Origin of the sequence: Collinsella sp. AM09-41 (assembly GCF_003473245.1) — a bacterium.
In the GTDB taxonomy this organism is placed as follows: Bacteria; Actinomycetota; Coriobacteriia; order Coriobacteriales; family Coriobacteriaceae; genus Collinsella.
The window spans coordinates 137,820-150,335 of record NZ_QRMJ01000001.1 but is presented as its reverse complement, the minus strand read 5'-3'; the positions used below and the strand labels follow the sequence as shown (position 1 = coordinate 150,335).

At 53.4% G+C, this 12,516-nt stretch carries 9 protein-coding genes and 1 CRISPR repeat array; of the genes, 6 read left to right on the top strand and 3 right to left on the bottom strand.

Features of this window, described 5'->3' with window-relative positions:
- Window positions 1-182: 182 nt before the first annotated feature.
- The 6 genes from DW112_RS00640 to DW112_RS00615 all read left to right on the top strand — a co-directional run bounded on the left by DW112_RS00640 (window position 183) and on the right by DW112_RS00615 (window position 10,285).
- Entirely contained in the window at window positions 183-1,520 is a 1,338-nt protein-coding gene (locus tag DW112_RS00640; protein WP_118328125.1) for a hypothetical protein, read from the top strand.
- A gap of 363 nt (window positions 1,521-1,883) precedes the next feature.
- Window positions 1,884-6,089, top strand: a complete 4,206-nt coding sequence (cas9, locus tag DW112_RS00635) for a type II CRISPR RNA-guided endonuclease Cas9 (protein ID WP_118328124.1) — start codon at window positions 1,884-1,886, stop codon at window positions 6,087-6,089.
- On the top strand, window positions 6,076-6,957 hold the full coding sequence (gene cas1 / locus DW112_RS00630) for a type II CRISPR-associated endonuclease Cas1 (protein WP_117637334.1): 882 nt from the start codon (window positions 6,076-6,078) through the stop codon (window positions 6,955-6,957). Before cas9 ends, cas1 begins: the two co-directional genes overlap by 14 nt.
- Before the next feature lie 23 nt (window positions 6,958-6,980).
- Complete coding sequence (cas2, locus tag DW112_RS00625) at window positions 6,981-7,289, top strand: CRISPR-associated endonuclease Cas2 (RefSeq protein WP_117637333.1); 309 nt, start codon at window positions 6,981-6,983, stop codon at window positions 7,287-7,289.
- Window positions 7,286-7,966 carry a type II-A CRISPR-associated protein Csn2 gene (gene csn2 / locus DW112_RS00620; protein WP_117637332.1) on the top strand — a complete coding sequence of 227 codons (681 nt, stop codon included), beginning with the start codon at window positions 7,286-7,288 and terminating at the stop codon, window positions 7,964-7,966. Before cas2 ends, csn2 begins: the two co-directional genes overlap by 4 nt.
- A gap of 55 nt (window positions 7,967-8,021) precedes the next feature.
- Window positions 8,022-9,963: direct repeats of the CRISPR family, unit length 36 nt; unit sequence GTTTTGGAGCAGTGTCGATTTAACTGGTAATCAAAC.
- A 52-nt stretch (window positions 9,964-10,015) separates the two neighbouring features.
- The gene (locus DW112_RS00615; RefSeq protein WP_117637331.1) at window positions 10,016-10,285 is read left to right on the top strand and encodes a hypothetical protein; all 270 of its coding nucleotides are present in this window, start codon (window positions 10,016-10,018) and stop codon (window positions 10,283-10,285) included.
- A 619-nt stretch (window positions 10,286-10,904) separates the two neighbouring features.
- Here DW112_RS00615 and DW112_RS00610 read toward each other — a convergent pair.
- From DW112_RS00610 to DW112_RS00600, 3 genes are all read right to left on the bottom strand, one after another.
- Window positions 10,905-11,096, bottom strand: a complete 192-nt coding sequence (locus DW112_RS00610; protein ID WP_117637330.1) for a hypothetical protein — start codon at window positions 11,094-11,096, stop codon at window positions 10,905-10,907.
- Window positions 11,097-11,128: 32 nt separating this feature from the next.
- Window positions 11,129-11,917 (bottom strand): ADP-ribosylglycohydrolase family protein, encoded by a 789-nt coding sequence (locus DW112_RS00605; protein WP_117637329.1) that lies wholly within the window; start codon window positions 11,915-11,917, stop codon window positions 11,129-11,131.
- 133 nt (window positions 11,918-12,050) lie between these two features.
- A complete protein-coding gene (locus DW112_RS00600) occupies window positions 12,051-12,509 on the bottom strand; it encodes a helix-turn-helix domain-containing protein (RefSeq protein WP_118328123.1) in 459 nt (152 codons plus the stop codon).
- Between the last annotated feature and the right edge of the window lie 7 nt (window positions 12,510-12,516).

The window sequence follows — 12,516 nt, the reverse complement described above, 5'->3', positions numbered from 1 at the left end:
AGCAATGGTCTGCCGGCGCTAACGGGCGCGAGGCGGAGGGGGACGACTGCTCGCGCGCCTTCGAGTTCGCTGCTCCTTCCCGTCCGACCGGGTGCTCCATTTTGGGCCACATGGGTATGGGCACGCGCCGATTTGCTCGACATACTGAATGTCGACAGCCCTGTGCAAAGGAGGACGTTTCCATGGACGAGATGTTTGCCATTAAATGCCAAAACTGCGGCGGCCCCATGTATTCGCACCAGGCAAAGCGCAGCTTTGAGTGCGCCTATTGCGAAACGGTTATTCCGTGGCAAGCGGACGCCGGAGAGCCCAAGAGCGCCCTGGGTATCCGTCATACGCCGCTGACGGTGGTTGACGGGCTGCTCAAGCTCACGCACGTCTCGCAGCTCGAGCGCCCAGAGGACCCGGACTGGTATTTCTTCAATTCGTACTGGCGCAATCAGTCGGTTCTGGAGCATCTGCTGTGGGAAGATCGCGGCACGGCGCAGGAGTTCCAAGAGGCGACGCACGTGAGCATTCCCTGCCCCTTCTGCGGCGCGTCCTTTGAGGGGTCATCGACCCAGCGCGTGTTTGAGTGCCCGTCCTGCGGCAACAAAATCGGTATGGCTGACCTTCTCAAGCCCGGTGCGTTTAGCAAGCGCCTGACCATGGGCGTGGGTGCCGAATACGTTCCCGAACAGGGCGTCCCCTGTGAGATATCGCCGCAGCAGGCACGTGCCAACGCGCTTCAGCTGGTGCGCCAGTACCCCGACGCCTTTGCCGGGCACGACGTGGAAGACGCGATTCAAAATGACATGATGCTCTTCTACTTCCCCATGGCACTCGCGGACTTGCGCATGATGGCGTCCTTCCCAGGCAAGGGGCTGAGCAAGGAGACCTTGGTGTACTACGAGGTACTCGATTGGGCGTATCCGCGGGCAAACTACCTGGACGTTCGCCTTATGGGCATTTTGGAGCCGTGGGACTTTGGCAAGGTGGGGCCGTTCGATCCCGCCATGCAGGAGGGCGACTTCCGCGTCGTTTCCGTCGATGCGTCTACCAAGGACCAGGTGGTTATTGATAAGCTGGCGCTCGACGTTGCAGGCAACGATGCCGAGGCGACCCTGGGGCTCAATAGAAAGAGCATCCGCACGTGGGCGCGCAAGGCTCGCAAGCACAAGGACGGCCTGGTGATGGTACCGGTCTACTTTGTCGATCGCCCGGCGTCGGATGGCCGCGATGGCGAGCAGGTGCGCATTGCCGTGAACGGCCAGACGGGTCGCGCGGCGGCGGTGGTGTTTAGCGACAAGCGCGAGACACATGTCGTGGCGCCGCTCAATCCGAGCCTGCATCTGTCCGGTGAGAGCACCGTACACGCCACACCCGTCGAGGTCAAATATGTTAAATCGCCGTTCCTATACCAGATCGTGCGCCGTGGAGACGGCGAGCAACCGCGCCAGGTTGCAGCCGCCGTCGAGGGTTCCTACCGAGAGGAGAAGCCCAAACGCAAGGGCTTGTTCGCTGCGATCTTTGGTAAGTAGGGGAGTGGCTCCGGTTGACATGACGGCGTGATAGCCAGAGGCACGGGGCGGCTCACGGGAATGTGGACTGCCCCGTTTTTATGCGGCGGCAGGACCCGTAGGCACTCCATTAAACACACATGCTCACAGCGCGAACGTTGAGCAACATTACGTTTGCCGATAGCTATTAAAAAATGTCCGCCCACGGTAGTAGTATCAAAAAAAGAGGGGTCCCAAATGGAACCCCTCTGGCAAGTCAAATTGTCCCCTACGGGACGCCTTCCAAGGAAGGCATTTTTGGCAAAGCCGTATTTTGACTCGCAGTGTCGATGTAACTGGTAATCGACAAGGCAACTGTAACACAGCGCGGAAGGGCTGGTCGACATGAATTTAAGAAACTGCTCTGGCGACTACAATATCGGCCTCGACATGGGAACCGGCTCCGTTGGTTGGGCGGTGACCGATGACCAGGGCAAGCTTCTGCATTTTAAGAAGCAACCGACGTGGGGCAGTCGTTTGTTCGATAGTGCGCAGCTGGCGTCCGAGGCGCGCGTTCATCGTGGGCAGCGTCGCCGTTACGTGCGCCGCCGCTGGCGCCTTGACTTGCTGCAAAAGCTGTTCGAGCCTGCGATGAGTGAGGTCGATCCGGGCTTTTTCATGCGACTCAACCAGTCGCGGACCATTGAGGGCGATCCGATTTTTACCAAGGACTTCACGAAGGCCGATTACTACGATCGTTTCCCGACCATCTATCATCTGCGTGCTTACCTTATGGACACCGATGAGCAGGTCGATCTTCGATTGGTGTATCTCGCAATCCATAACATCGTTAAGCATCGCGGTAACTTCTTGCGCCAGGGAGAGAAGCTGACGGCAAAGACGGCAAAGACATCCGATGCCCTCGAGCGCCTCAATGATTCCCTGCAGGCTTGGTGCGAGTCTAGGGAATACGATGTTACAAAAATCAATAAAAGCGCTGTCGCAAAGATTCTCGCTGACGAGCGATCTTCTCGTTCGCAAAAGGCAAAAGACATTCAGGCGCTTGTAAAAGTGGGCACTGCGGATGCGGCTGCGAACAAAAAGCTGGCAAAGGCTTTGTCGAACGCTGTCGTTGGCCTTCAGTGTGAGTTCAAAGACGTGTTTGGCGATTTTGAATGCGAGGCAACTAAGCTCGCGCTTTCGGATGACGAGAAGCTAGAAGCGCTGCAGGCCGCATGCCCCGATGACTGCGTGGAGCTTCTTGAGTCCGTTTGCGGTGTTTACTCTGCTTACGTGCTGCAGGGGCTTTTGTCCTATGCTGAGGGCCAGACTATCTCGGTCAACATGATCGAAAAATATAATTGTTACGCGAATGATCTTGATCGACTCAAGACTTTGGTCCGCGAATATGCTCCCGGCTCATATGAGTCTTTCTTCCGCGGCGCAACCTATCATGATTCGAATAGCGATGACCCCTCGCGCGACTACGATGCCTCTAAGGCGCAGGGTTACACCGCATATGACCTGCATAAACTGTCTTATGATGACCTCGCTAAATCCGTAAAGAAGCTCTTTGCGGGAACGGGCGCGGAGACGGACGAGCGCTATATCGCCATGATGGACGCATTCGACAAGCAGCGCTTTTTGCGTCGTCTTAAGACGAGTGATAACGGTGCCATCTACTATCAGCTGCATCTTGAGGAGCTGCAGGCCATTCTCAAAAACCAGGGTCGCTTCTATCCGTTCCTTAAGGACGAGGCTGCAAAGATTGAGAGTCTGGTCACGTTCCGTATTCCGTACTATGTGGGACCGCTGACGCCTAAAAATGCGGCTCAGGACAAACATGGCAACCATCGATTCCAGTGGTCCGAGCGCAAGCCCGGCATGGAAGATGCGACGATCACGCCTTGGAACTGGGATACCGTGATCGATAAGAACAAGAGCGCCGAGAACTTTATCATGCGCATGACGGGTGACTGCACGTATCTTGCTGGCGAGAAGGTGCTTCCCAAGCAGTCTCTGCTCTATGAGGAGTTCTGCGTTCTGAACGAACTCAATGGCGTTCGCTGGTCCGAAGATGGTGACGATTGGCAACGCTTAGATGCTGCGCAGCGCGAGGGCATTGTTCACGAGCTTTTCCATAAAAAGCGTCGCGTTACCTACAAGATGATTGCCGACTGGCTTGTAAAAGAGGGCGACGCGACAAATCCGGTTGTCCGCGGCGGCCAGGGTGAGAGCGGTCTTGAATCGAAGATGGGCTCGTACATCTTCTTTGCCAAAGACATCTTTGGTGTGGACGAGTTGAGCCGTGCCGAGTATCCGGTTATCGAGAAGATCATTCTTTGGAACACGTTGTTTGAGGACCGTTCGATCCTTAAGGAAAAACTGCAGGATGAGTTTGGCCCCAGTGGCAACGGAATGCTCGATGCCGAGCAGATTAAAAAGATTTGCAAAAAGCGCCTGACCGGTTGGGGACGTCTGTCGGAGAAGTTCCTGACGGGTATCAGGATTGATACACAAGCCGGTCGATCTATGAGCATCATGGACGTGCTGCGAGAAGGAAACCCCAGCTCAGAGCGCCGCTTGGGCGAGACTATGGTGATGATGGAGATTCTCCACGACAATACGCTGGGCTTCCAGGAAAAAGTGGATGAACACAATCGCAAATACTACGCCGAAAACGAGAAGTCACTAGGCGTTAATGAGCTCCCCGGATCTCCGGCGATTCGTCGCAGCCTGAATCAAGCGATTCGCATTGTTGACGAAATTGCAAAGATTGCGGGGCACGCGCCGGCCAACGTTTTTGTTGAGGTGACTCGCGACGAGGACGAAAAGAAAAAGGGTAAGCGGACCACGAAGCGCTGGGATGCCATCGAGGACGCGCTCAAGGCGTTTAAGGCCGAGGGCGGTGACCTGGTCGTTATGGACGATTTCAAGGAGCTCAAGGCAGCCAATGTGGACCTTGACGAGCGCTTGACCCTCTATTTGATGCAGAACGGAAAGTGCTTGTATTCTGGTCGCGCTATCGACCTTAATAAGCTTATGGCGGGCTCGGGCGAGTATGAGGTCGACCATATCATCCCGCGCGCCTACATTAAGGACGACAGCCTCGAAAACAAGGCGCTGGTGTACCGCGAGGAGAACCAGCACAAGACCGACCAGCTTTTGATTGATAAGAGCATTCGCTGGAAGATGGGCGAAACGTGGAAGCAGCTGCATCAGGCTAAGCTTATTGGCGATAAAAAGTATCGCAACCTGCTGAGGTCTTCCATAAACGAGAATGCCATGAAGGGCTTCGTCGCGCGCCAGCTCGTGGAGACGAGCCAGATGGTCAAGATGGCGCAGGCTTTGCTTGAGGCGCGTTATGCCGACGAGGGAACGAAGATCGTTCCCGTTAAGGCGAGCGTATCGCACAACCTTCGTGAGGCGGCCGGCTTGGTCAAATGCCGCGAAGCCAACGATTTTCATCATGCGCATGATGCCTATCTGGCATGCCGCTTGGGCCTGTTTATTCAGATGCGCCACCCGGGAATGTATGAGAACCCCATTGGCTACTCGCACGTGATTAAGAAATACGTGCGCGAGCAGTCTGAGCTGTTTAAGAAAACCCATCGCATGCCTGGATCTGCCGGATTTGTCGTCAATAGTTTTATGACTGCGGGTTTTGACCCCGAGACGGGCGAGGTCTTTGACGATGCCTGGACCGAGGACGACGAGGTCAAGCGCTATAGGGGAAAGTATCTTCCGGACGGCTGGAATGCAGCGGCAGAGGTCGAGAGCATTCGCCGTGCGCTCAACTATCGCCAGTGCTACATCTCGAGGATGCCTCAGGAGGATACGGGTGCATTCTGGAAGGCAACGATTTACTCGCCGCGTGATCCCAAGATGGGCGCAAAGCTTGAGTTGTCGACCAAGCAGGGGCTTGATGCTAAGCAATACGGTGGTTTTTCGAGCCAGCAGTTTGCGTACTTCTTTATCTATGAGGCCAAAAAGAAGGGTAAGCCGGTGTTCCGGTTCTCTCAGGTTCCCGTGTGGCTTGCGGCGCGCATTGAGGGCGACTCGGCGGCGCTCGGCGAGTACGCGCGTGAGCTTGCGGAGAAGGAAGGTCTGGAATACGTCGGTATCACGAGGTCGAAGATCTACAAGAAACAGTTGATTGAGGTGGATGGTGACCGCCTGATTATTACCGGCGCAAAGGAGGTCAGGTCGGGTTCTCAACTGGCGTTTTCACAGGATGAGATGTTGCTGTTAAATATGTCTAAAAAGGATGAAAGACTAAGCGTCCTTCCTTTGCTTGAGGGATTGGTGCACAAGATTGACCACGCTGCTAATGCAACTTGTGGAAAGTTGTCCAGGCAGCTTAAGCTCTCTCGGCTGTCTTCCGTTTCTGTGCTCGATGAGTTGCAGCAGCGTGAGCTTGCATTTGGCCTAATTCGTATTGAAAACGGCGCAGATCGAGTCGTTGATCTCTCTGGAATTGGCGGGCCTGCAAAAGCGGGCGCTATGGTGACGGATATGTCAAAACTAATCAACGAACCAGCGGCCCCGTTCTTTATCATTGACCAGTCCGTAACGGGTATGTTCGAGAGAAGGACCCGTGTCGGGCTTTAGGAACATTGTCATTTCAAGCCCCTGCAAATTGCAGTACAAGGGCGGCTACATGGTTGTCCGCCGCGAGGACGACACGGCGAAAGTCCACCTTTCGGAGATTTCGTCGGTCGTCCTTCAGACCAACCAAGTGTTCATAAGCGCTTATCTGCTCTCGGAGCTTGCCAAGGCAAAGGTCGCGTTTGTCGTCTCTGACGAGAAGCGCGACCCCATTGGGCAGTATTTGCCGCTATACGGGGCCCATAACACCAGCAAGCGTATTGCGGAGCAGCTTGAGTGGGGCGAACCAATCAAAAAGCGCGTATGGCAACGAATCGTGCGCGACAAAATCAAGCATCAATCCGATGTTCTCCACGCTCGTGCGCGTGAGGAGCAGGGTGAGAAGCTTAAGAGCCTTGTTCCCGAGGTGCGCTCGGGTGATACGACGAATCGCGAAGGACATGCAGCCCGATTGTATTTCAGCTCTCTGTTTGGTTCGTCCTTCTCGAGGGATGACGATACGCCTTTGAACGCCGCTCTCAATTACGGGTATGCGATTCTGCTATCGAGTGTCAATCGCGAGATTGCGGCGCGCGGATACCTTACGCAGGCGGGGATTTGTCACAGAAATGAGTTTAACCAGTTCAACTTGAGCTGTGATTTTATGGAGCCGTTTAGGCCTCTTGTAGACCGTATCGTGTTTGACAACTTTGACGGCGAGTTCTCTAAGGAGACAAAGCTGCTTTTGGTCGACATGCTCAATCAGGGAATCGCGTATCGAGGCGGCACGTATCGCGTGGGCTCCGTAATCTCTCTGTATGTTGCTGACTGTTTCAAGGCTCTTGACCGGAAGCTGTCGGTGGACGAAATCGAGTCGTTTGAAGTCGTATGAGTGTCGGGGAAAGGATCAGATATATGAGGCTTGTCGTCTTCTTTGATTTGCCCGTCGATACTCCTGCGCAGAGAAAAGACTACCGGGTGTTCCGCAAATTCCTTCTTAAAGATGGCTATCTTATGCTCCAGGAATCCGTGTATGCAAAGCTTGTTGTTAATGATGGGGCGGCAGGAAGCGCGGTGCAAAGACTCAGGAAGCATCGCCCGCCAGCTGGCCTTGTACAGGTTTTGCGCGTGACCGAATCTCAGTTTTCGACCATGGAGTACATTGCGGGTAACCGCGAGGCTCATGAGGAGATAGACACAATGGAGGAGCTCCTGGTTTTATGAGGCTTGTGTTTTCGGGACTTGAGAACTCGCTGGAACTAACAGCAGGGGAGACATCGGTTTTGCAAGTCGAAAACTCTGCTCTGTTCGCGCGGATTGTGACTTCTTTGCAAAACGGGTTGGGGCGCCAGGCGATGGAACCTTACTCCCTTTGGAAAGACGATGAGGAGATTAAGCCCGGCAGCGCTCTAATGGTGGTGCCTGATGCGCTGAATCTTCCATGGGATGACCGCGCATTTATGACCGCAATCACCAAGAAGGTTGAGCGTGAGTTTCTAGAAGACGAAGACCTGCGCATGCAAGTGGAAGAGGCTGAACGAGCAATAAGGCTGCGTTTGGGCGGATTGAACCTTGGCTTTAATGCCGATTTGGGGTTTGGTTTAGAATGGGATATGAAGCGCTACCTCAAGTTTTTAGGATTTGGTGCAGCGCCTCAAGAAGATAAATCGTTCCTTGATAATCTGCTGAATTTCCTTTCATTTGCTCTTGACGCTGGCTGCAGAAAGACAATCGTATTTGTAAATCTCAAAACATTTTTGACGGAAAATGAGCTGCAAACGCTCTATGACCACGTGTTTTTTCTTAAGTTGAGCCTGTTGCTCCTGGAGAATAAAAAAGATACCATGGCTTACGGACATGAACATAAACTAACGGTTGACCTGCAGTTTTTAGAGCATTGAAAGAACTGACCGGTTAGATTGAACGTCCCGTCGCAGTAGGGAATTTGTTCCAATGGTTTTGGAGCAGTGTCGATTTAACTGGTAATCAAACTACTACACTGACGAAGAATTGAAAGAACTAGTTTTGGAGCAGTGTCGATTTAACTGGTAATCAAACTCTATCTTCGCCATTCAAACACCCCACCCTGTTTTGGAGCAGTGTCGATTTAACTGGTAATCAAACGCGCAGCACGTCGTCCGCATCGGCGCCGGCGTTTTGGAGCAGTGTCGATTTAACTGGTAATCAAACTAGCTTCGGCTTCGACTTGACTCTGTACGAGTTTTGGAGCAGTGTCGATTTAACTGGTAATCAAACAGCCTTCTCATTCTTAGTGTCCGGGTTCAGTTTTGGAGCAGTGTCGATTTAACTGGTAATCAAACGGCTTATCGTTCGTGCTGTTGTTGGGATGAGTTTTGGAGCAGTGTCGATTTAACTGGTAATCAAACCGACACGCCGGAAGGGGACGCGACAATGCGGTTTTGGAGCAGTGTCGATTTAACTGGTAATCAAACTCGAGCAGGAGGTCGTGCTGGATGATGCTGTTTTGGAGCAGTGTCGATTTAACTGGTAATCAAACACATAGTGCGCTGGGTGTTCAGGCGGTGGAGTTTTGGAGCAGTGTCGATTTAACTGGTAATCAAACCCGTAGCTGTACGTACGGCCCTCGATTGTCGTTTTGGAGCAGTGTCGATTTAACTGGTAATCAAACGCTAGCGTCAGGTTCTCGGCTGTGGCCTGCGTTTTGGAGCAGTGTCGATTTAACTGGTAATCAAACTTGCAACGAGTATAGGCGTGATACGGTGCTGTTTTGGAGCAGTGTCGATTTAACTGGTAATCAAACCAGACATCCTAAGTGGATGCAACACGGTACGTTTTGGAGCAGTGTCGATTTAACTGGTAATCAAACCGAGCTCGATCAGGTCGTTCTGGAACATGGGTTTTGGAGCAGTGTCGATTTAACTGGTAATCAAACCGCCCTGCTTTTGTCTCATGCGATGCAACGGTTTTGGAGCAGTGTCGATTTAACTGGTAATCAAACGCGTGTACGTTGCCGCTTTCATCGTCAAAGTTTTGGAGCAGTGTCGATTTAACTGGTAATCAAACGTGCGATAGCTAACTAATTCGTAGCTATTGGTTTTGGAGCAGTGTCGATTTAACTGGTAATCAAACTATCCGTCAATCGATAGAACAGGAGATACGTTTTGGAGCAGTGTCGATTTAACTGGTAATCAAACATGGAAGAGGAGCGTCGTAATAAGAAGCAGGTTTTGGAGCAGTGTCGATTTAACTGGTAATCAAACGCAACATAGGCAACCAGCCATTTACACGGGTTTTGGAGCAGTGTCGATTTAACTGGTAATCAAACCATGTCGGCGTGGTTAGGCTTGGCAATCTGTTTTGGAGCAGTGTCGATTTAACTGGTAATCAAACGGTTTCGGGGGTTGCGCCTATAGGTATACCGTTTTGGAGCAGTGTCGATTTAACTGGTAATCAAACCACAGTTGCCGACCGCCTGCCTGATACCTCGTTTTGGAGCAGTGTCGATTTAACTGGTAATCAAACTACCTCTGGTAGTGATATACCCAGCTCGCGTTTTGGAGCAGTGTCGATTTAACTGGTAATCAAACGCTCATGCGCACATGGCGTCCAGAGGCCGGTTTTGGAGCAGTGTCGATCTAACTGGTAATCAAACGGCAAGATGAATGCTGAATATCTGTTGTCGGTTTTGGAGCAGTGTCGATCTAACTGGTAATCAAACTTTAGTCCGCTGATGCAATGCGGACTGTTGGTTTTGGAGCAGTGTCGATCTAACTGGTAATCAAACTTACTAAGGACTGTACTACCGACCTAGAGCATTTTGGAGCAGTGTCGATCTAACTGGTAATCAAACTGATTGCCGATAAGGAGCGTCGCGAGGTTGGTTTTGGAGCAGTGTCGATCTAACTGGTAATCAAACAATATGACAGTTCGGACCGCAATCTAACCAACGTCAACAAGGAGGAATAGAAATGGACAACGACACGCTGCTGTTCAGAGATAAGGGTGCCGGTGTATTCAAGGAGATCTGTATCTACCCGAATCGAATTACCACGCTCAAGAAGAACCGCTTCTTCGGCAAGCATATAGAGGTGACCTACCTGAATGACGTCACCGGTGTCTATAGGATCAAGGGCAAGCAGGTGATTCTGAACAACAGGCTGCGGACGGGCTACGGCTATAGGCTGAGCAGTCGCTCCCAGGCAGAGGAATTCGTGAGGGTTCTTAACTCAATCATGTAGCGATAACCAGATCTTCTGCCCATAGAAAAGCGCCCTACCAATCCGTCAAGACATGTGGAGCGCAAACAATCCTGTTCCCCGCACGCGCGGGGATGATCCCGTTTTGGTCGGGGCGGCGGGACTCGAGCCCGCACGGGCGATGCCCGTGATGGCAGATGTAAATAAACGGTGGAACGGCTGTAAAAGAGTCTTGCCACTGGGTAAAATCAGGATGTGCCGCGGAACCCGCTCCTCAGTCGGTCAACTTTGGAAGCGCGGGCAACGCAGGTATTTTCGTCTAAAGGGCCGGCTGCAACCGGCCCTTTTTTATGACTCCCTTCGCTATCCGCTACTGCTTATATTCCCGCCAGATCGAGTAGAGGTTCCGGGCAATGCTGGTCACATACATCGAGAGGCGCAGGATTTCAAGAAACAAGTTCATAGGCTTCACCCCAATCGGAGATCGGAGCGTTGCCCGCAGGCGGATTCCGCGGCAGTCAAGATTTTACCTCACAGGCCGCGGTGGGAGACATCCTACCCACCCCATGGTTTGGAACAGTGTCGATCTAACGGGCAATCAAACCTCTAGCACTCTTTGAATTGAGCAAGCATCTGCCCGAAGAAGCTGAGCCCGGATGGCTCACTCATTTATGAGCCCGGATGGCTCATAAATGAGTGAGCCGCCATCTTCGGTTCGGTAGGCCCCGCAGGGGAGGTAGCGCCCGTCGGGGAGAACATAGAGGTTGGCTTCTTCCTTCAGTCCTGCTGGAAATAGCGGAATCCCGTTTTCGTCCACTTGGAACTCGTCTATATTTGCGACCTTCCTCTCCATGATGCCTCCTGCCTTATTTCTTGAATGGCGCCCTAAAACAGGCAGCTCTCAATCAGCTCTTTTCCGCGCAGGGTATCGACCCACTCCTGCGGGATGGCCTCGATGCCGTATGCCGTGCCGGCGAGCGCGCCTGCGACGGCTGCGGTGGTGTCGGTGTCGTCGCCCAAGTTGACGGCGGCGAGCACGCAGGCTTCGTAGCTGTTGGTGTTCACAAAGCACCAGGTAGCGGCTTTAAGCGTGTCGCGCACGAAGCCGCCGGACCTGATTTCCTGCTCAGGCACGCCTTTCAGGTGGAGCGCCCACGAGGGGAGCGCATCGTTCATCACATCCCTCATCAGCTCGACAAATATGACGCATGCATCGGTCGACGTTCTGTGGGCGTGCGTAATCGCGGAGACCTCGCAGATCTCGTCGTCAGTCGCGTCGACAAACGCCAAGGGCGCGATGCGCATGAGCGAACCGTTGCCGTTGTCGCGTTCGCCGGAGCCACCTTTGCCGGTGTGCAGGGCGTGGGCAGTCGTGCCGCCGTAATCGAAAACGCCGTCGATCGTATACTCGCCACGGGCAATCCAGCCTACGAACTTGTCGCGCATGTCCGCGGTGTCGATATGCCCAAGCTCCCTAATCGAGTCACAGGTAGCAAGCGTCATGGATGTGTCGTCGCTCCAGGTGCCGGCGGGCTGCCCATGCGTGCCGTAGCCGATCATGTCCGTGCATTCGAACGTGCCACGAGGCCTGAACTCGTAGGGAACGCCCAACGCGTCGCCGACGGCAAGCCCGTAGATGCAGTCGCGTAGCGTTGTTTTCGGTCTGTCTGTCATGGAAAACTCCTCTTTCACTTCGGATTGGAGATGCGTGGCAATCAGCGACAATGTGTCCAGCCCAATTCGGGACGCAGTGAGTCCCGAATTGGGAGAGCTTGTCAGCTAATCTGACAAATGAAAACCCGCAACGCTATTGCTTTATACAGCAAGGGACCTCTTTTGGGCGCCCTGCCTTTGGTGCCTCGGCGAGTCGTACCTCGATGGAAGCTTTGGATACCATGCGCTTGGTGCCGTCCTTCCAAGAATCCAGCAGCCCAGCATTTATCAGCTGCGATACCCTTGCCGTGCTAACGCCAAGCATGCGAGCGGTGTCCGCCGCGGTGACGGCGGGGATGTCGCCGAGCTCGCGGCTGACGGCCACGGCGATTACCTTGCCGCCGTGTTGTGGCTGGTGTCCAAAGTCCGGCGCGGGAAGATCGACGCCGCCCATAAGGTGATCGTCGACCATACATGCGAGAAAATCGGCGGCGCTTTCGACAGCGTCGTTTAGGTCGGAGCCAAACGTTCCTCCTCCGCCCAGCGAGCCACATGGCACGGCATCGACCATACCGTCCGAATCAAAGAACTCAAATTCCCATACGTAAACCATGTAAGAC

Coding starts and splice junctions, on each gene's coding strand:
- DW112_RS00640 (WP_118328125.1), top strand. CDS start 183: ATGGACGAGATGTTTGCCATTAAATGCCAAAACTGCGGCGGCCCCATG.
- cas9 (WP_118328124.1), top strand. CDS start 1,884: ATGAATTTAAGAAACTGCTCTGGCGACTACAATATCGGCCTCGACATG.
- cas2 (WP_117637333.1), top strand. CDS start 6,981: ATGAGGCTTGTCGTCTTCTTTGATTTGCCCGTCGATACTCCTGCGCAG.
- csn2 (WP_117637332.1), top strand. CDS start 7,286: ATGAGGCTTGTGTTTTCGGGACTTGAGAACTCGCTGGAACTAACAGCA.
- DW112_RS00615 (WP_117637331.1), top strand. CDS start 10,016: ATGGACAACGACACGCTGCTGTTCAGAGATAAGGGTGCCGGTGTATTC.
- DW112_RS00610 (WP_117637330.1), bottom strand. CDS start 11,096: ATGGAGAGGAAGGTCGCAAATATAGACGAGTTCCAAGTGGACGAAAAC.
- DW112_RS00605 (WP_117637329.1), bottom strand. CDS start 11,917: ATGACAGACAGACCGAAAACAACGCTACGCGACTGCATCTACGGGCTT.
- DW112_RS00600 (WP_118328123.1), bottom strand. CDS start 12,509: ATGGTTTACGTATGGGAATTTGAGTTCTTTGATTCGGACGGTATGGTC.